Here is an 18,257-nt window from a genome sequence, read left to right as displayed (position 1 = left end):
AGCTCGCTGGGCTCATAACCCAGAGGTCGCAGGTTCAAATCCTGTCCCCGCTACTCCCAACCGAGGGGCCGGCAGCAGCAGCTGCCGGCCCCTCGGTCATGGCAGGCACGGGTGACGGCAGGCTCTCGTCACCCGTGCGTGGCCGAGTCGAGGTGGGCGAACACCACCACGTTGTCCTCGTAGTCCTTCTTGGTTCGGTTGTAGGGGCCTCCGCACGTGATGAGGCGGAGCTCGGGGCCGGGGGTGTCGGCGTAGACCTCCTTGTCGGGGAAGTTCGCCTTGCTGAAGGTGTCGACCGAATCGACCTTGAAGCGTGCGACCACACCGTCGGTACGCGTGATGTTCACGAACTGTCCGGGCTCGAGCGCCTCAAGCTGTGCGAACACCGCGGGGCCCTCGCGCGTGTCGACGTGGCCGACGACGATCGACGTGCCGCGCTCGCCGGGCGACGCACCGCCCTGGAACCAGCCGACGAGATTGTCGTCGTCCAGAGGGGGTGCCTGAAGCTGTCCCGAGTTGCTGACGGACAGCTTGGTGAACGGTGCGTTCACACCGATGTCGGGGATCGAGATCCTGGTCGGCGCGGACGGGGGCAGCGCCTTGTCGTCATGAGCCGCCGAGGTCGGTGTGGGGCTCTGCAGAAGCGGGGTCTGCGGGATGTCCGGGGTGGACGTGGTGGCCCGGGCGAGGGTCCGGTTCGGCAGGCCCTCCACCGGGCTGTCCAGGGACTGGTGGATGAGCAGCGCGCCCAGGGCCACCGCTGCCGCCGGCCAGAACAGGTGGTTCCGGCGAGGCCGTGTGGCGGGCTTGGTTCCGGACTGCTCCGTCTGCGGCGGCTGCGAGGAGGCCATGCGCGGTGCCTTTCATGAACGGGTGACCGTGGCCAGGCGGACGGTGAGGAGTGTGCGCGGCCGCTGTCGCGGTCTTTGCCATCCCCCGGGGGTGGCAAAGACCGCGACGTTACAGCGTTCTGGCCGGCAGCGAGGTGCTCAGGCCGCGGAGGTGTTCGAGGCGCTGCGGCGCCGCAGCATGTACGCTCCCGCTCCGACGCCGCCGAGCACCAGGGCGGCTCCCAGGCCGAGGCTGCCGGCGGAGTCCGCCAGACCGCCGCCGCCGGCGTGGACGCCGCCACGCGGCCTGCCACCCCGGTCCTCGCCCTCGTCACCGCAGCCGTCGCCCCTGCCGGAGCAGCCGCCGTCGTCGCCATGACCGCCCTCGTCGCCCCGGCCACCCTCGTCGCCCCGGCCACCCTCGTCGCCGCGACCGCCCCCGCCACCACGGCCACCTTCATCGCCGCGGCCGCCGTCGTCACCGCGACCGCCCTCGGTGCCCGCCAGGGCCAGCGCGCCGCCACCGGCGTGGACGCCGCCGTGCGGCCTCCCGCCCTCGTCACCGCAGCCGTCGCCCCTGCCGGAGCAGCCACCGTCGTCGCCGCGGCCACCCCCGTCACGGCCGCCTCCGTCGCGGCCACCGTCCCCACCGCGGCCACCTTCACCGCCGCGGCCGCCGTCCTCACCGCGACCGCCCTCGGTGCCCGCCAGGGCCAGCGCGCCGCCACCGGCGTGGACGCCGCCGTGCGGCCTCCCACCCCGGTGCCCGCCCTCGTCACCGCAGCCGTCGCCCCTGCCGGAGCAGCCGCCGTCGTCGCCGCGGCCACCCCCGTCACGGCCACCCTCGTCGCCCCGGCCACCTTCGTCCCCGCGGCCGTTGCCCTGGGAATCCTCTCCGTGGGAGTCCTCGCCGGATCCGCCGCGGTCGGCGACCACTCCCTGCGAGGCCGTCGGCGCGGACATGCTCAGCGCGCCGGCGACGGGGGCGGAGAGAGCCACGGTTGCGGAGATCGCGGCGGCGGTGAACAAAGTACGCGTGATACGCATGGGCGTTCCTTCCGTCACGACTGCGAGAGCCGGCACTGTGCCGGGCTCACTCGGGATCGCAGTGGCGACTTGATCACCCTCCACGCAATCGGCACGTCCGACCACCGGAGCGCCGCATTCGGGCTACCGTGCCTTTCCGCTTCCCGGCCTTGTCGGGCCGTCAGGACGTGGCCCGACGACCCATCAGACGGCACCGCGGGACGTCACACTCAGGGACGAGGCCCGAGGGCGGCGGCCGCGGGGCGCCCGGGGGCACGGTCCGTCCCGGCGCCCGGGTCATGGCTGGTGAAGGCGGGGATCTGGCCGGGCTCCCCTGCCGGTGCTCGACGGCCGGTGAGATGACGGCCCGCCGCCAGATGGCGCAGCGGCCACTTCCCGCTCGCCGTCCCCGTTGCCGAGGAAGGTGCCGCCCGCCGGGGTATATCCGAAAGGGTTGCGTCCGGCCTTCTCCGCCCTGGGGCGATCCGGGCGCTGCACGGACCCGACGCTCCGTCATGGTGACCGTTGCCGCGCGGCAGCGGTCACCGGTGCGTACGGCCGGAAGCGGCAGCGGGCCTGCGGGACGACGGCCCCGCCACCGGCTCCGCGGCACCGGCGCCCGGTGGAAACACCGTCAGCGCGCCGCCGGCCCGCCGAGCCGGGCGGCGCCTGTGCCCGGGACCGGAGCAAGCGGTTTCAGCCCGCGAGTTGGGCCGGGTCGGCTGTCGGTGCGGAGTGCGCGGGACGCCGCGCCGGGCAGTCCGGCCCCGGTCCCGGTCTCCGCACGACGTCGGCGGGGGTGGCGCGGTGGGCGCAGACGCCGCAGGCGTGTGGACAGGGGTCCGGCCCCGCCCTGGCCGTCAGGGCGGGGCCGGAGCCCGTCGTGCGGGGACGCCTCACCCGACCTCGACGAGCAGGTCGCCCCCCTCCACCTGCTGGATGCGGTTGATGGCCAGCCTGCCCACCGTGCCGGACCGGGGGGCGGTGATCGCGGCCTCCATCTTCATCGCCTCGATGGTGGCCACGGTGGCGCCTGCCTCCACCTGGTCGCCCTCGGCGACCGCGAGCGTCACCACTCCGGCGAACGGTGCCGCGACATGTCCCGGATTGCTCCGGTCCGCCTTCTCCGTCGCCGGGACGTCGGAGGCCGCGGCGGCGTCGCGCACCTGGATGGGCCGCAGTTGACCGTTCAGGGTGGACATCACGGTGCGCATGCCGCGTTCGTCCGCCTCGCCGACGGCCTGCAGCTCGATGAGCAGCCGGACCCCGGGTTCCAGGTCGACGGCGTACTCCTTGGCGGGCCGCAGCCCGTAGAAGAAGTCCTTGCTGTCGAGCACGCTGGTGTCACCGTAGGCCTGGCGGTGCGTCTCGAAGTCGCGCGTCGGCCCGGGGAACAGCAGCCGGTTGAGCGTCGCGCGCGGGGACTTGCGCAGGCCCGTGCGGTCCTCGTCGGTCAGCTCCGCCACCGGCCTGGCCTGCGCGCGGCCCTGGAGCGCCTTGGTGCGGAACGGTTCCGGCCAGCCGCCCGGCGGCGTTCCCAGCTCGCCGCGCAGGAAGCCGATCACGGAGTCGGGGATGTCGAACCGGTCCGGCGTCGCCTCGAAGTCCTCCGGCGTCACCCCCGCGCCGACCAGGTGCAGGGCGAGGTCGCCGACCACCTTGGACGACGGGGTGACCTTGACGAGGCGGCCCAGGATGCGGTCGGCGGCGGCGTACATCGCCTCGATCTCCTCGAAGCGGTCCCCGAGGCCGAGGGCGACCGCCTGGGTACGCAGGTTGGACAGCTGACCACCCGGGATCTCGTGGTGGTAGACGCGTCCGGTGGGCGAGGCCAGGCCTGCCTCGAACGGCGCGTAGATCTTGCGCACGCTCTCCCAGTACGGCTCCAGGTCGCCGACGGCCTTCAGGTCCAGGCCGGTCGGCCGCTCGGAGTGGTCGGTGGCGGCGACGATCGCCGACAGCGACGGCTGGGAGGTGGTGCCCGCCATCGAGGCGACGGCGCCGTCCACCGCGTCCGCGCCGGCCTGGACGGCGGCGAGGTAGGTGGCGAGCTGGCCGCCCGCGGTGTCGTGGGTGTGCAGGTGCACCGGTAGGTCGAACTCGCGGCGCAGCGCCGACACCAGCGTCGCGGCGGCCGGGGCGCGCAGCAGGCCGGCCATGTCCTTGACGGCCAGGACGTGTGCGCCGGCGGCCACGATCTGCTCGGCCAGTCGGAGGTAGTAGTCGAGGGTGTACAGGCGCTCCGACGGGTCGGAAAGGTCGGCGGTGTAGCACAGGGCGACCTCGGCGATCGCCGCCCCCGTCTCGCGCACGGCGTCGATGGCGGGGCGCATCCGGCCGACGTCGTTGAGCGCGTCGAAGATCCGGAAGATGTCGATACCGGTGGCGGCGGCCTCCTGGACGAAGGCGTCGGTGACCTCCGTCGGGTACGGGGTGTAGCCGACGGTGTTGCGGCCGCGCAGCAGCATCTGCAGGCAGACGTTGGGCACGGCCTCGCGCAGGGCCGCCAGGCGTTCCCAGGGGTCCTCGGCCAGGAAGCGCAGGGCGACGTCGTAGGTGGCGCCGCCCCAGCACTCCAGGGACAGCAACTCGGGCAGCGTCCGCGCCACGACCGGGGCCACGGCGAGGAGGTCCTTGGTGCGCACCCGGGTGGCGAGCAGCGACTGGTGCGCGTCGCGGAAGGTGGTGTCGGTGACGCCGAGGGTCCGCGACTCGCGCAGCCCGCGGGCGAAGCCTTCCGGGCCGAGCTGCACGAGCCGCTGCCGGGAACCCGCGGGCGGCTCGCCGGCGGGCAGCGGCGGCAGCTTGGTCACCGGGTCGGTCAGCTCGGGGCGTTCGCCGTGGGGCTTGTTGACGGTGACGTCGGCGAGGTAGGTGAGCAGCTTGGTGCCGCGGTCGGCGGAGTGGCGGGCGGTCAGCAGGTGCGGCCGCTGTTCGATGAACGACGTGGTGATCCGCCCGGCCCGGAAGTCGGGGTCGTCCAGCACGGCCTGCAGGAAGGGGATGTTGGTGGCGACGCCGCGGATGCGGAACTCGGCCACGGCGCGCCGGGCCCGGCCGATCGCGGCCGTGAAGTCGCGGCCCCGGCAGGTGAGCTTGACGAGCATCGAGTCGAAGTGCGCGCTGATCTCCGTACCCGCGTGGGTGGTTCCGCCGTCCAGCCGGATGCCGGAGCCGCCCGGGGAGCGGTAGGCGCTGATCCTGCCGGTGTCGGGGCGGAAGCCGTTGGCCGGGTCCTCGGTGGTGATGCGGCACTGCAGGGCGGCCCCGCGCAGGGTGACGGTGTCCTGGGCGAGCCCCAGATCCGCGAGGGTCTCACCGGCGGCGATGCGCATCTGCGCCTGCACCAGGTCGACGTCGGTGACCTCCTCGGTGACCGTGTGCTCGACCTGGATGCGGGGGTTCATCTCGATGAACACGTGGTGGCCGTCGCGGTCGAGCAGGAACTCGACGGTGCCCGCGTTGCGGTAGCCGATCTCGCGGGCGAACCGTACCGCGTCGGCGCAGATCCGCTCCCGCAGCGCCGGATCGAGGTTCGGTGCCGGCGCGAGCTCGATCACCTTCTGGTGGCGGCGCTGGAGCGAGCAGTCCCGCTCGAAGAGGTGGATGACGTCGCCCTGCCCGTCGGCGAGGATCTGCACCTCGATGTGGCGCGGGTCGACGACGGCCTTCTCCAGGAAGACGGTGGGGTCGCCGAAGGCGGACGCCGCCTCGCGGGAGGCCGCCTCGATGGACTCGCGCAGCGTCGCCGGGTCCTCGACCCGCCGCATGCCGCGTCCGCCGCCGCCCGCGACCGCCTTGACGAACACGGGGAAGCCGATGTCGTCGGCAGCGCGGACCAGGGTGTCGACGTCGGTGGAGGGCGCCGAGGAGCCGAGCACCGGCACACCGGCGGCCCGGGCGGCCGCCACCGCGCGGGCCTTGTTCCCGGTGAGTTCCAGCGTGCCGGCGTCCGGCCCGACGAACGTGATGCCCGCCGCCTCGCAGGCACGGGCCAGCTCCGGGTTCTCGGACAGGAACCCGTACCCCGGGTAGACGGCGTCGGCTCCCGCCCGGCGTGCCGCGCCGACGATCTCCTCCACGGAGAGATAGGCCCGCACCGGGTGCCCCGGCTCGCCGATCTCGTACGCCTCGTCGGCCTTCAGCCGGTGCAGCGAGTTGCGGTCCTCGTGCGGGAAGACCGCAACGGTCCGCGCGCCCAGCTCGTAGCCGGCGCGGAACGCGCGAATCGCGATCTCGCCACGGTTGGCGACCAGCACCTTGCGGAACATTCTGGATCCCTTCGGCCTGCCGGTGACGAGGACCATCGTGTCCGCGACGCCTCCGTAACGCCATGTGAGCCGGGCCACTGGCCCGGTGTGACGCGGACCGGCCGACGGGCCGCGCGGTGGCCGCACGGGGGTGGCGCCCGCGCGGGCGGGCCGGCCGCCGTTGTGTCACGGCTGTCGCCGGACGCCCGCGGGATTGTCCGTGATCGGTAACCGACGGATCCTCCCGCGCTCCGCCTCCGTCCTGACGGGTGCGCAGATCACCGGGACGGCGAGGAAAGAGGGGCGGACATGACGAGGCGTGGCGGACGGGGTTGGCACGGCCGGGTACTCGCGGCGGCGCTCGGCGTGACGGCGGTCGCGGCCGCCGCGTCGGTGTGGACGGCGCAGGCCGACACCGTCGCGGGGGGTCAGGCCGGAGCGGGCGTCTCGCGGCCCTCCGCACCGGGCGGCGGAGAACACCGCCCCGCGGGAACGCCGGTGCCGGCGGACATCGCGCACGCCTCGGACCGCGGCGCCCGCGGCGTCAACATCACCGTCGACGACGGACCGGACCCGGTCTGGACGCCCCAGGTGCTGCGGGTGTTGCGGGAGAACGGGGTGAAGGCCACGTTCTGCATGGTGGGCACCCAGGCGCAGGCGCACCCGGACCTGGTCAAGGCGGTCGTGGCGGCCGGACACCGGCTCTGCGACCACACCGTGTCGCACGACACCACCATGGACACCCGGTCCGAGGCCTATCAGTCCCAGCAGATCCTGGACGCCGAACGCATGATCACCGAGGCGTCCGGAGGGGTCCGGCCGCTGTACTACCGGGCCCCGGGAGGTGCGTTCACCCCGTACAGCCGCCGGCTCGCCGCGTCGCGGGGCATGCGGCCGCTGGGCTGGAACGTCGACTCCAGGGATTTCGAGCGGCCCGGCACGCAGGCCCTGGTCGCCACCGTCAGGAACGAGATCTCCAACGGCCCGACCGTCCTCTTCCACGACGCGGGCGGAGACCGCTCCCAGACGGTGGCCGCGTTGCGCGAGGTCCTGCCGTGGCTGAGGGAGCAGGGTTACTCGTTCGGTTTCCCGGTTCGGTGAGTCCGGGCCCGCGGCGGTGTGTCACGGCCGGCCCGGGTGCGGTCACAGGTGGGAGAGCCCGAAGGAGACCAGGAAGCCGAAGGCGATGATCAGGCCGAGAGCCAGACGGGTCTCCTCGAACGCCTCCGGGATCATGGTGTCCGCGACCATGGCCAGGATGGCACCCGCCGCGACGGCCGTCACCGCGGCCACCACGGCCGGGGACAGGCCGCCGATGACGGCGTACCCGAGCAGCGCGGAGAGCGCGCTGGCCACCGCGATCGAACCCCACACGCCGAACACGTAGCGCGACCCGCGTCCCGCCGCGCGCATGCCCGCCGAACTGGACAGCCCCTCGGGCACGTTGCTGATGAACACGGCCGCCACCGTCACCAGGCTCACCGCGCCGCCGTCGAGGAGGCTCACGCCGATGACCGCCGACTCCGGGACGCCGTCCAGCAGCGCGCCGAGTGCCAGGGCGCTGCCCGATCCCGCCCGCTGCTCCTCGGACGGCTGCTGCGCCCGGTGACCGGACCGCTTGCGGTGCCGGGCACCACGGCGGGCCAGCCACACGTTGCCGCCCGTGTAGGCCGCGGCCCCGAGGAACGTGCCGACCGCCGTCGGCATCAGGCCCGCCTCCTTGTTGGCTTCCTCGAGCAGTTCGAAGGAGACGGCGGACAGCAGGACCCCGGCGCCGAAGGCCATCACGTACGCGATCACGCGTTGCGGTACCCGTACCAGATAACCGAGCACCGCCCCCACCAGGAGAGCCGATCCGGCGAGCAGTCCCCATCCGCCGGCGACCAGAGCTTCCTTCATGTTCCCTGCGTACCCCGTGGGCCACTTTTCATGATCCCGCGGGCCCCGCGCCGCGGATCAGCGGTGGCCCTTTCCTGGTGCCCGGGCCGGCTTCCGCGCGTCGCGGGGCCCGGCATGGGCGTGAGCGGCCCCGGCCGCCTTCCCGGCCCGGGCCGGGGCCGCCTTGCCTGCCGGGGCCTTGTGCCGGGCGGTGCCGCCCCGCTGCTCGCCGGGTGGCGTCCGGCGTACCGCGGCCCGGGCCCCGGCCTCGGTCATGCCGGTGTCGTCGGCCGGCGCCCGGCGGGTGGAGCGAGACGGCCCGGACGCCGAACCGGAGCCGGACCCGGGCGTGTTCGGGCCGGCCGCGGCCGACCTCGGCGCGGTCTCGGGGGAGGCGGAGCCGGAGGGCGGCTGGGCCAGTTCGGAGGTGGGCCTGCCGGAGCCGGCCCCTTCGTCGCCGTGGCCGCCGGTGCCCGGGGTCATGGCGAGGGTGGCTCCCAGCGCCGCCGAGAGCGCGGTGAGGGCGGTGCCCACCGCGAGGCGGCGCGCGTGTGCCGTCCTGCCGGTGTGCCGGGCCCGGCTGCGCCGCGTCTCGGTGTCAGCCCGCTCGGAGAAGGTGGTGACGGGGGCGACGGAGGACAGCGCGGCGTCCGGTACGGCGTACAGGGGTGCGGAGCACAGGGCGGACAGCGTCCCGGCGCAACTCGAGGCGTCGGGCCGCTCCGCCTCGTCCTGAGCCGTCATGGCGCGCAGGAGACGGGCCAGGGCGGGCGGCAGCGAGTCCGGGAGGACGGGCGGCCGGTGCATGCGCGCCACGGCCGCCTCCAGCGGGGTGCCCTCGTACTCCAGGCACCCCTTCAGGCATTCGAGCAGGAGCAGGCCGAGGGCGTAGATGTCGGCGGCCGGCCGGACCTCACGGCCCATGACCTGTTCCGGCGCCAGATAGGCGGCGGTTCCGATCAGGACGTCGGAGGCGGTGTGGTGAGTGGCGTTCACCAGCCGGGCGATGCCGAAGTCCGCGAGGTGGGGGGCGCCGGACGCGTCCAGCAGGACGTTCGACGGCTTGATGTCGCGGTGCACGATGCCTGCGTCGTGCACATGGGCGAGCGCCCGCGCGAGAGCGGCGCCGAGTTCGGCGACGCGTCGGGGGGACAGCGGCCCGGCCGCGAGACATTCGCGCAACGTCCGCCCCGCGACCAGCTCCATGACGAGGTAGGCGCGTCCCTGGTGCCTTCCGGCGTCGTAGACGGTCACCAGCCCGGGGTGCTGGAGGCGCGCGAGGAGGAGGGCCTCCTCGGCGAACCGGCGTTCCAACTCGGGGTCGGCGCCCGCCCGGAAGATCTTGACGGCGACCCGCCGTCCGAGGCGGACGTCGACCCCCTCGTAGACGTCGGCGGCACCTCCTCGGCCGATACCGGCGCCCAGCTGGTACCGGCCACCTACGGTCTCGGCGGACAGCCGCTGCGTCGGCGGGAAGTCTGTTGGGGGGCCGTTCATGCGTCTCTCCGTTACTGTCACCGCGAGCAATGCCGGCCATCGACGCCGTGTGGCCCGGGTACCCGCTCGAGCGGCAGGCACCCAGGCCGTTTTGGCGGCCGGTGTCCGCGCGCTCAGTAACCGGCGGCCGCGTGCTCGGTCGTACCGGCGTGCCGCCGGTGTCCACGTGGTGACGGTGCACCGCTTCGGAGCCGGCAATCGGGCCGGCCGGAGACGCGGTCGGCCGACCGGGCCGCCTGCGAGCGCGACCCGGTGGCCCGAGTACGGACGTGCGGTGCTGGGGTGGGAGGACTCAGCAGTTGATGTACATCATCTCCAGCCGCTCGAACGACTTGCCGCGGGGGGCCTGCAGCCGCACCGGTGAGGAGTCGCCCTTCGGGCCCGCCCAGTCGCTGTCGACGTGGCCGCCGCCGCGGACCTGGCCGCGCACGTAGGGGCAGCGCCCGTCGGCTTTGGTGTCGTGGACCGTCCCGATGACCTTCGTGTTGTAGTTGCACCACTTGCCGTTGGCGTAGCCCTGGCGGCTGGAGACGGACCAGTTGTTGGTGCAGGAGTCCGCCGCCGGCGCGCCGGGGGCGGCGGTCGCCGCCGGGGCGAGGGCGACGGTGCCGCCCAGCAGGGCGGTCGTGGCCAGGGCCAGGGCAAGGCACTTGCGTGTACTCATGGATCCGATTCCCCTCGTCGGATGCCGTGCCGGTGGTCAGCCGGCGCCGGCGCGATCCCGGACTGTGCGGGACGCCCGACAGGACGCGCGTCCCGCGCCCTGTCGAAACTAGGACCGTGGCGTCCGGTGGGCACGCGGTTCCCGGTCGCGTTACCCGAAAGACTGAAAGGCGGTCAGCCGCCCGCTGTGCTACACGCGTTTTCCCAGCCGGGTCAGGGCCTCGTCCGTCAGGCGGTAGACCGTCCACTCGTCCTGCGGGCGGGCGCCCAGAGCCTCGTAGAAGCCTATGGCGGGACGGTTCCAGTTCAGGACCGACCACTCCAGGCGTTCGTAGCCGCGGTCCACGCAGATCCGGGCCAGCTCGGTCAGCAGCGCCTTGCCGTGACCGCCTCCGCGCGCCTCGGGGCGGACGTACAGGTCCTCCAGGTAGACGCCGTGCACGCCACGCCAGGTCGAGAAGTTGAGGAACCACAGCGCGAAGCCCACTACCTCGCCGTCCGCGTCCTCGGCGACGTGTGCGAAGGCCGCGGGGTGCTCGCCGAACAGCGCCTGGGCGAGCTGCTCCCGCGTCGCCCGCACCTCGTCGAGCGCCTTCTCGTACTCGGCCAGCTCACGGATCAGGGTGTGGAGGGCGGGGACGTCGGCGGGTGTCGCGGTGCGGATCATGAGCGCAGTGTCACACACGCCCCGCGGTGCGCCGGAGCCGCCCCCGCGTCGCCGCGCGGGCCCCTGGTGTGCCCCGGCGGGATGTCATGCCCCGGGTCTCCACGGTCCCCCGGGTGGCTCGCCGGCATGGCGGCTCGCCGGGCGGCACGGCTCACCCCCCGCGCGTCGAACCCCTTGATCGCGACCGCGGCAGACGGTTCAATGCCCCTCACCCCCACAGGAGAACACCCGTCCCGCTCGTCGAAGGGGTTCTTCTTGACCGCCGTACGCGCCACCGCCGTCACCGCAGCGGCCTGCGCCGCCGTGCTCGCCACCGCGACGCCCTCCTCCGCGATCAACTCCTACAACGCCGCGCCCGCGCCCGAACGCACCGAGGTCGGCGCGCTCGTGGCGACCTGGGACGACGACAGCGATCCGGCGACCCCTGACCGGGTCGACTGGGTCTGCTCCGGCACGATGATCGACGCGGACACGTTCCTGACCGCCGCGCACTGCACCACTGACTGGCCGGACGACGTCAGGTTCTACGTCTCGCTCGACCAGGACGTGCAGGCGGGGCTGGACGCCGCCGCGCGGACGCACCCGGGAGATCCGGCCGCCCAGGCGGGCGCGGTCGCCGTCGAGGGCACCGCCCGCACCCACCCCGGCTATCCCGGCCCGTCCGCGGACACCCACGACATCGCGGTGATCGAACTGCCCGCCGCGAAGGTCGCCTCCCGCTGGTCCTTCACGCCCGCCACGCTGCCGTCCGCGAACGAGCTGGGCACTCTCGGATCGCAGCGGCTGAACTCCGCCGACTGGCTGGTGGCCGGCTACGGCACGCAGGAAGCGGTCAACGGACCGGGTGGACAGACCCATCCGGGCGGCGGCGTCCGGATGAAGGCGCCCCTGAGCTTCAACGCTCTCAACAATGCCTGGGTCCGCCTGGCCATGACCGCGCCGCAGGGCAACGGCGGCGCCTGCTACGGCGATTCCGGCGGGCCGAACTTCGCGGTCCTGGGCGGACGGAGGGTCCTCGTGGGCACGACCATCACCGGCGACAGCCCGTGCTACGCCACGAACGTCGCCTACCGGCTGGACACCTCCGGCGCGCGGGCGTTCCTGTCGCCGTTCGTGAAGCTGCCGTAGGAAGCGGCTCTCGCCCGGCGGCGCTCGAACGCGACGGCGGCCAGGGGGGTGAGCACTCCCCCGCGGCCGGGTCCCGGCGCGGCTTTCGGGTACCGCCCACCGGCCGGGCCGTGGGCGAGAGCGGGGCCGCCGATGCCGGAGCGGGCGGTCGGGGCCGCCCAGCCGGCCGGGCACCGGGCGACGGCGCCCGGCCGGAGCGGCGGCCCACCATGTGCCGGGCGGGATGCGGGAACAGCGATCGGAACTCACCGTTCCGCCATCAGGGTGTCATGCACCTTCCAAGTCGACGTCGTGCGGAGCCACTCCAATGCAAGCGGCAACCGTCTCGACAGGGAGGCCCGGATGACACCCGCATCCCGCCCGTCACACCCGACCCCGGAACTCCGCGCGGCCGCCCGCCACTTGGGCCGCCGACGCTTCCTGACCCTCACCGGCGCGGCCGCCGCGCTCGCGCTCACGGTGAACCTCCCCGCGTCCGGCACCGCCGCCGCGGCCGAACTCGACCCGGCGAAACTCACCGAGGACCCCTTCACCCTCGGCGTGGCCTCCGGCGACCCGCTGCCCGGCTCGGTGCTGCTGTGGACGCGGCTCGCCCCCGCGCCGCGCCGGGCCGACGGCGGGCTGCCGGCCCGGCGCGTCCCCGTGCGCTGGGAGCTGGCCCGTGACGAGGGATTCCGTCACGTGCTGCGGCGGGGCACGACCGTCGCCCACCCCGAGTTCAATCACGCCGTGCACGTCGAGGCCGGCGGCCTGGACGAGAACCGCGTCTACTACTACCGCTTCAGAGCCGGCAGCTGGATCAGCCGGACCGGCCGTACCCGCACCGCCCCCGGACAGGGCAGCGCGGTCTCCGCGCTCTCCTTCGGCCTGGTCTCCTGCCAGCGCTACGACCAGGGCTACTACACCGCCTACCGGCACCTCGCGGAGGACGACGTCGACGTCGTCCTCCACCTCGGCGACTACCTCTACGAGTACGCCGTCAACTCGACGGGCGGGGCGCGCGGCTACGCCCCCGGCACCGTGCCGGACGTGCACAACCACGAGACGGTGACCCTGGAGGACTACCGGCTCCGCTACGGGCTGTACAAGTCGGACCCGGACCTCGCGGCCGCGCACGCCGCCCACCCCTTCGTCGTCACCTGGGACGACCACGAGACGGAGAACAACTACGCCGACGACGTGTCGGAGAAGGACGACCCCACCGGGGAGTTCCTCCTGCGCCGGGCCGCCGCGTACCGGGCCTACTGGGAGAACATGCCCCTGCGCCGCCCCCAGCTGCCCGACGGGCCCGACCTGAGGCTGTACCGCCGCCTGCACTGGGGCCGCCTCGCGCAGTTCGACGTGCTGGACACCCGTCAGTACCGGTCCGACCAGGCCTACGGGGACGGCTGGCAGTACCCGGGGCCCGAGTCCGAGGAGCCGTCGCGCACCCTGACCGGCGACGCCCAGGAGCGCTGGCTCGTCGAGGGCTGGCACCGCTCGCGCGCCCGGTGGAACGTGGTGCCCCAGCAGGTCACCTTCTCCCAGCGCCGGAACACCACCGCCGCGCCCTCCAGGGTCTCCATGGACTCCTGGGACGGCTACCCGGCCTCCCGCGAGCGGGTCCTGGCCGGGGCCGAGGCGGCCGGCGTCGACAACCTCATGGTCCTGACGGGCGACGTGCACGTGCACTACGGGTTCGACATCAAACGCGACTTCGACGACCAGGACTCGCGGACCATGGGCACGGAGGTCGTCACCACGTCGATCACCAGCGGCGGCGACGGCTCGGCGAAGCCGTCCGACTGGGCCGCCTACCGGGCCGCCAACCCGCACATGCGGTTCTACGACGGCCGGCGCGGCTACGCGACGGTGCGGCTCGGCCGGGAACTGGCCCGCGTGGACTACAAGACGCTGCCGCACGTCACCAGCCCGGGCGCGCCGCTCACCACGGCCGCCTCCTTCGTCACCGAGGTGGGCGACCAGGGACTGAAGCCGGCGTGACGACGCCCGGCTCCCGGGGGCGGCCGGTTCCCGCCCCGGGCCCGCCGGGGGCCGGGACCGGGGACGTGCGGGGGCGGTGCGGCAGGGCGGCACACGCGTGCGGATGACGGCTGCTGGGGTGCAGGGGCTCAGTGCGACAGGTGCGGCGCGTGAGAGCCTGCGGACCCGATCAGGCGCGAAGTTAAATTACTGAACCGTAACCTACTCGCGGGTACCGTCGGTAACCGCAGGTCGTCTACGGTCTGGTCAGCCCACTTCCCCACGGCGTGAGGGAGCCCGGTGGGACGACCGCGCGCCCTCACGCCGCCGGTTCCCCGTGCCCAGGGCGACTTCCGGCCGCCCGGGGCACGGAGACCGCCTCTCCTGCCGGCCGCATCCCAGGGGGTTCCCCATGCCCGCGCGCAGACGTCTGGTCGCCATAGCAGTCTCCGCCGCCGCCTGTCTCGGCAGCCAGGCCCTACCGGCCACCGCAGCCACGGGCCCGGCCCCCGTGGTCTCCCGGGGCGTCACCATTCCCGCCTTCTACAACCCGCCCGAGACGCTGCCCGCCGCGGACGGCGCCGTGATCCGCAGCGAACCGCTGCGGCTGGCCCTGAGCCTGCCCGTCATCGGCGGTCCGCTGCCGGGACGGGCCACCCGGCTGATGTACAAGTCGACCGACGCGGGCGGGCAGCCGGTCGCCGTCACCGGCGCCTACATCGAACCCAGGGCGCCCTGGAGGAGCCGCGGAGCGCGCCCCCTGGTCGTCGTCGCACCGGGCACCATGGGGCAGGGCGACCAGTGCGCCGCCTCCATGGGCCTGGAGCACCCGCTGATGTTCAACGGCCGGACCGTGTCCGTCGGTTACGAGGATCTGTCGGTCTACCGGCTCCTGGCCGAGGGCGCCGCGGTCGTGGTCACCGACTACGTCGGCCTCGGCGCCACGGACCGCCTGCACACCTACGTCAACCGGGTCGACGAGGCCCACGCCGTCCTCGACGCGGCCCGCGCCGCCCGCTCCCTGGAGGGGTCCTCGGTCACCCGGGCCTCACGCGTCGGACTGTTCGGCTACAGCCAGGGCGGCGGCGCCACCGCCGCCGCGGCCGAACTCCAGCCCGCCTACGCCCCCGACGTCCCCCTCGCGGGCACCTACGCGGGCGCGCCGCCCGCGAACCTGACCGAGGTCACCGAAGCCATCGACGGCACCGAACTCGCGGGCGCCCTGGGCTGGTCCCTGAACGGCTTCCTGCAGTCCGAACCCGATCTGGAACCCCTGGCGAACGCCCATCTCAACGCCGTCGGCAAGGCCGCCCTGGCGGACCTGTCCACGATGTGCATCGGTGACTCCCTCCTCCGCTACGGCTTCGCGCGCAGCACGAGGTGGACGACGGACGGGAAGTCGATCGGCGACATCATCCGCGCCACGCCCGAACTCACGGCCTTCCTCGACGGCCAGCGCATCGGCAAGCTGAAGCCGGCCGGCCCCGTCCGGGTGGCCACCGGCACCAGCGACGACCTCGTCCCCCATGCGCAGTCCCGCCGGCTCGCCGTCGACTGGTGCCGCGAGGGCGCCGACGTCACCTACCGGGCCGTGCCCCTGCTCGACGTCGGCAGCGCTCTGATCAACCACGTCGGCCCACTGCTGGTGGACCAGGGCAGCGCCGTCTCCTGGCTGACCGACCGCCTCGCCGGAAAGCCGGCCAGGTCCAACTGCTGGACCATGCCCCTCCAGCCCTGAGGGGCCGTCACCCGCCGGGCGCGGGGGTCCCCCACGCCCGGCGCGGGCGCGGCGTCACCGCGTCAGTCCGGCCGCGAGCACCGCGCCCAGTTCCCAGCACGCTTCCAGGTCGGCCTTGCCGGGTTCACCGGTGACGCTCACCGCCTCGGCGGCACGGCGCCAGCCGAGGCCCGTCGTGACCGTCTCGATGCCGCGCACGGCCCCGGTCACGTCGTTGCCCCCGTGCACGTAGTACCCGAAGGGCCGGCCCCGCGTCTCGTCCAGGCAGGGGTAGTAGACCTGGTCGAAGAAGTGCTTCAGGGCCCCGGACATGTAGCCGAGGTTGGCCGGGGTGCCGAGCAGGTACCCGTCGGCGGCCAGTACGTCGGACGCCGATGCCGACAGCGCGGCCCGCCGAACGACCCGGACGCCCTCGATGTCGGGATCGGTCGCGCCCGAGACGACGGCCTCGAGCATCGCCTGGCAGTTCGGTGAGGGCGTGTGATGCACGATCAGCAGAGTAGCCACGTCCGAACTCTCCCCCGGTGTCCCCTCCGACGGCAAACCGCGTGCGCGGCCCGGGCGGGGCGGGCCGCCGTTCCCGCGGGCCCGGCCGGGGCGGACCGCCGGGCGCGGGTCCTTTGCCGGCCGGTGATGTGACGGACGCTTCGGGGAACGCGTTCGGTCCAGGGCCGGTCGCGTCGGCGGCCTCGCCGTCCGCAGGCGCGGCGGGGAACGCGTTCGCACAGGCCCCGGGGGCTGTCCCGTCGTCCCGGTGGAACAGCGCGCGCCGCCGGACGCGGTGCGCCGCAGGGCGAGAGTCGTCCTCGTTCCGGGGGTGCGCGGGCGAACCGGCAACGCGGCGCGGTGCCGTGGCCGTCGTCGTGCGCCCGCCGGGGATCACGGGACAGCCCTTAGGCTCAGGGAGCCGGCGTGGCCGTGTCGCCGGCCGCGTACGGCGGACGTGCTGCCGGCCGGGCGCCGCGGACGGAGGGAGACGGGTGAGCGAGCAGCAGGGCCGCGACTGGACGCGCATGACTCCGGGGGACTTCGACCGGGAGGAGCCGCTGCGTCTGGCGGTGGGCACCGGGCCCGCCGTGATACCGGCCGAGCCGGACGAGTGCGGCACGGACCCGCTGTTCGGCGACGAGCCGCCCGCACCCCGCTCACGCGGCCGGGCGAAGCGTCCGCCCGCGCCGCTCCAGGAGGCACTGTTCTGAGAGGGGGTGGCCGCTCGGCGCCGCGCGCGGCGGCCCCTGGGCCCTGCCGTGGAACTCGCGTCGTCGCCCGAACGACGGCCCCGCGGGCCCGGCGCGGCGCCGGGGACCCCAAAAATGTTGTGGCCCGGCGCCGCGGGTGCCACCATGCCCGGCAGTGGCCGTCGCAGGGGGAGGCAGCATCGTGGGTGGCAACGCGGATCAGTGCCGTCCGGCCTCGGCGGTGTTCGACGCACTGGGGGCGCGGTACGAGGACGCGTTCGCCGGTTCGGCGGCGCACGGGGCCTCGCTGGAACGGCTGCTCGCCCGGCTCGGACCCGGCAGCCGGGTCCTCGACGTAGGCAGCGGCACGGGCCGGCCCACGGCCGCGACGCTGGCCGCCGCGGGGCACGACGTGCTGGGGATCGACGTCTCCCCCGTGATGGTGGACCTCGCCGCCCGCCGGGTGCCCGAGGCCTCCTTCCGCTGCGCCGACATCCGCGAGGTGCACCTTGGCGACGACTCGTTCGACGCGGTGTGCGTGTACTTCTCGCTGCTGCAGATGTCCCGTGCGGAGCAGTCCGGCCTGGTGCGCCGCCTGGCCCGGGCGCTGAGGCCGGGGGGTGCCATGGCGCTCGCCACCGTGCCGCTGGACCTGGAGGGGGTCCAGGGGGTCTTCATGGGGCAGCCCGTGCGGGTGACCAGCTTCTGCGCCGGGGACTTCACCGCCATGGTGGAGGAGGCGGGCCTGACGGTGCTGTCCGAGGACAGTCAGGTCTTCACGCCCGCGCACCCCGAGGCGATGCCCGAGCCCCAGCTCTTCCTGGACTGCGAGCGACCGGCGGCGGTCGCCGTGCGGAGCTGACCCGCCGCAGCGGCGCGGTTTCCGGGGCCGCCGCTCCGTGCCGGGAGCCGTCGGAAGGCGTACCGGATGCGCAGCCACGGCGCGTGGGTGCGGACCAGTCGGCGCAGTAGGGCGCGCACCAGGTCGGCGGTGTTGTCGCTGATCAGCGCGTCACGCTCGCCGAGCACCAGGGTGTCGGCTTGACCCGCACCCAGCGTCCGTCCGGTGGACCCGGCCGCCGGGCGGCCTGGCGTCCGTGCCGTCGCGGGGGCCCGGCATCCTGCTCCGCTCCGGTTCGTGGCTGTGCACCTCACGGGGGCCGGCAGCCGTCCGAAACGCCTCTCCATCTCGAGCGGCGTCCTTCGACTGCAAACGGCCCGGGCGGGCGGTGTGAGCCGCCGGCCCGGGCCGTCTCGATGCCGTGGAACGCCTGCGGGCGCGGCCCGCGGGACAGTCGCGCGGTGGTGGATCAGGTGGTGGAGAGCATGCCCTCGCGCAGGCTCCTCAGCGTGCGCGACAGCAGCCGGGACACATGCATCTGCGAGACACCGAGCCGCTCCCCGATCTGCGCCTGGGTCAGCTCCTCCACGAACCGCCAG

15 protein-coding genes are annotated in these 18,257 nt (G+C 74.1%); 6 read left to right on the top strand and 9 right to left on the bottom strand.

Annotated features, from left to right (window positions below):
- Positions 1-128: 128 nt before the first annotated feature.
- From ACWDNY_RS28665 to ACWDNY_RS28655, 3 genes are all read right to left on the bottom strand, one after another.
- Entirely contained in the window at positions 129-851 is a 723-nt protein-coding gene (locus ACWDNY_RS28665; RefSeq protein WP_451648710.1) for a class F sortase, read from the bottom strand.
- A gap of 138 nt (positions 852-989) precedes the next feature.
- The gene (locus tag ACWDNY_RS28660; protein ID WP_451648709.1) at positions 990-1,877 is read right to left on the bottom strand and encodes a hypothetical protein; all 888 of its coding nucleotides are present in this window, start codon (positions 1,875-1,877) and stop codon (positions 990-992) included.
- A gap of 875 nt (positions 1,878-2,752) precedes the next feature.
- On the bottom strand, positions 2,753-6,127 hold the full coding sequence (locus ACWDNY_RS28655) for a pyruvate carboxylase (protein ID WP_451648708.1): 3,375 nt from the start codon (positions 6,125-6,127) through the stop codon (positions 2,753-2,755).
- A 288-nt stretch (positions 6,128-6,415) separates the two neighbouring features.
- Here ACWDNY_RS28655 and ACWDNY_RS28650 point away from each other — a divergent pair, with 288 nt between their 5' ends.
- Positions 6,416-7,207, top strand: coding sequence for a polysaccharide deacetylase family protein (locus ACWDNY_RS28650; RefSeq protein ID WP_451648707.1), 792 nt, complete (start codon positions 6,416-6,418; stop codon positions 7,205-7,207).
- 42 nt (positions 7,208-7,249) lie between these two features.
- Here the strand turns inward: ACWDNY_RS28650 and ACWDNY_RS28645 are convergent, their stop codons facing one another.
- From ACWDNY_RS28645 to ACWDNY_RS28630, 4 genes are all read right to left on the bottom strand, one after another.
- Positions 7,250-8,005 carry a ZIP family metal transporter gene (locus tag ACWDNY_RS28645; RefSeq protein WP_451648706.1) on the bottom strand — a complete coding sequence of 252 codons (756 nt, stop codon included), beginning with the start codon at positions 8,003-8,005 and terminating at the stop codon, positions 7,250-7,252.
- A gap of 57 nt (positions 8,006-8,062) precedes the next feature.
- Entirely contained in the window at positions 8,063-9,481 is a 1,419-nt protein-coding gene (locus tag ACWDNY_RS28640; RefSeq protein ID WP_451648705.1) for a serine/threonine-protein kinase, read from the bottom strand.
- A gap of 292 nt (positions 9,482-9,773) precedes the next feature.
- A complete protein-coding gene (locus ACWDNY_RS28635) occupies positions 9,774-10,145 on the bottom strand; it encodes a hypothetical protein (protein WP_451648704.1) in 372 nt (123 codons plus the stop codon).
- A gap of 189 nt (positions 10,146-10,334) precedes the next feature.
- Positions 10,335-10,811, bottom strand: coding sequence for an N-acetyltransferase family protein (locus tag ACWDNY_RS28630; protein ID WP_451648703.1), 477 nt, complete (start codon positions 10,809-10,811; stop codon positions 10,335-10,337).
- 255 nt (positions 10,812-11,066) lie between these two features.
- On the opposite strand from ACWDNY_RS28630, the gene ACWDNY_RS28625 reads away from it, so the two are divergent.
- The 3 genes from ACWDNY_RS28625 to ACWDNY_RS28615 all read left to right on the top strand — a co-directional run bounded on the left by ACWDNY_RS28625 (position 11,067) and on the right by ACWDNY_RS28615 (position 15,639).
- Positions 11,067-11,939 (top strand): trypsin-like serine protease, encoded by an 873-nt coding sequence (locus tag ACWDNY_RS28625; RefSeq protein ID WP_451648701.1) that lies wholly within the window; start codon positions 11,067-11,069, stop codon positions 11,937-11,939.
- A gap of 342 nt (positions 11,940-12,281) precedes the next feature.
- Positions 12,282-13,922 (top strand): alkaline phosphatase D family protein, encoded by a 1,641-nt coding sequence (locus ACWDNY_RS28620; protein ID WP_451648700.1) that lies wholly within the window; start codon positions 12,282-12,284, stop codon positions 13,920-13,922.
- A 391-nt stretch (positions 13,923-14,313) separates the two neighbouring features.
- A complete protein-coding gene (locus ACWDNY_RS28615) occupies positions 14,314-15,639 on the top strand; it encodes a lipase family protein (RefSeq protein WP_451648699.1) in 1,326 nt (441 codons plus the stop codon).
- Between the two features lie 54 nt (positions 15,640-15,693).
- Here ACWDNY_RS28615 and ACWDNY_RS28610 read toward each other — a convergent pair whose 3' ends face one another.
- Positions 15,694-16,146 (bottom strand): flavodoxin family protein, encoded by a 453-nt coding sequence (locus tag ACWDNY_RS28610; protein WP_451648698.1) that lies wholly within the window; start codon positions 16,144-16,146, stop codon positions 15,694-15,696.
- 473 nt (positions 16,147-16,619) lie between these two features.
- Here ACWDNY_RS28610 and ACWDNY_RS28605 point away from each other — a divergent pair, with 473 nt between their 5' ends.
- Positions 16,620-16,838: a hypothetical protein gene (locus ACWDNY_RS28605; RefSeq protein ID WP_451648697.1), complete on the top strand. Its 219-nt coding sequence runs from the start codon at positions 16,620-16,622 to the stop codon at positions 16,836-16,838.
- A gap of 178 nt (positions 16,839-17,016) precedes the next feature.
- The gene (locus ACWDNY_RS28600; protein ID WP_451648712.1) at positions 17,017-17,679 is read left to right on the top strand and encodes a class I SAM-dependent methyltransferase; all 663 of its coding nucleotides are present in this window, start codon (positions 17,017-17,019) and stop codon (positions 17,677-17,679) included.
- 448 nt (positions 17,680-18,127) lie between these two features.
- Here the strand turns inward: ACWDNY_RS28600 and ACWDNY_RS28595 are convergent.
- The coding region (locus ACWDNY_RS28595; protein ID WP_451648711.1) for a sigma factor-like helix-turn-helix DNA-binding protein at positions 18,128-18,257 on the bottom strand (130 nt) is incomplete at its 5' end.

The sequence above is a fragment of the Streptomyces sp. NPDC003697 genome (assembly GCF_053587115.1).
This window is presented reverse-complemented; position numbering and strand designations above follow the sequence as displayed.

What these genes read in the sequence shown, in the direction of transcription:
- ACWDNY_RS28665 (WP_451648710.1), bottom strand. Translation starts at nt 851, where the DNA reads ATGGCCTCCTCGCAGCCGCCGCAGACGGAGCAGTCCGGAACCAAGCCC.
- ACWDNY_RS28660 (WP_451648709.1), bottom strand. Translation starts at nt 1,877, where the DNA reads ATGCGTATCACGCGTACTTTGTTCACCGCCGCCGCGATCTCCGCAACC.
- ACWDNY_RS28655 (WP_451648708.1), bottom strand. Translation starts at nt 6,127, where the DNA reads ATGTTCCGCAAGGTGCTGGTCGCCAACCGTGGCGAGATCGCGATTCGC.
- ACWDNY_RS28650 (WP_451648707.1), top strand. Translation starts at nt 6,416, where the DNA reads ATGACGAGGCGTGGCGGACGGGGTTGGCACGGCCGGGTACTCGCGGCG.
- ACWDNY_RS28645 (WP_451648706.1), bottom strand. Translation starts at nt 8,005, where the DNA reads ATGAAGGAAGCTCTGGTCGCCGGCGGATGGGGACTGCTCGCCGGATCG.
- ACWDNY_RS28640 (WP_451648705.1), bottom strand. Translation starts at nt 9,481, where the DNA reads ATGAACGGCCCCCCAACAGACTTCCCGCCGACGCAGCGGCTGTCCGCC.
- ACWDNY_RS28635 (WP_451648704.1), bottom strand. Translation starts at nt 10,145, where the DNA reads ATGAGTACACGCAAGTGCCTTGCCCTGGCCCTGGCCACGACCGCCCTG.
- ACWDNY_RS28630 (WP_451648703.1), bottom strand. Translation starts at nt 10,811, where the DNA reads ATGATCCGCACCGCGACACCCGCCGACGTCCCCGCCCTCCACACCCTG.
- ACWDNY_RS28620 (WP_451648700.1), top strand. Translation starts at nt 12,282, where the DNA reads ATGACACCCGCATCCCGCCCGTCACACCCGACCCCGGAACTCCGCGCG.
- ACWDNY_RS28615 (WP_451648699.1), top strand. Translation starts at nt 14,314, where the DNA reads ATGCCCGCGCGCAGACGTCTGGTCGCCATAGCAGTCTCCGCCGCCGCC.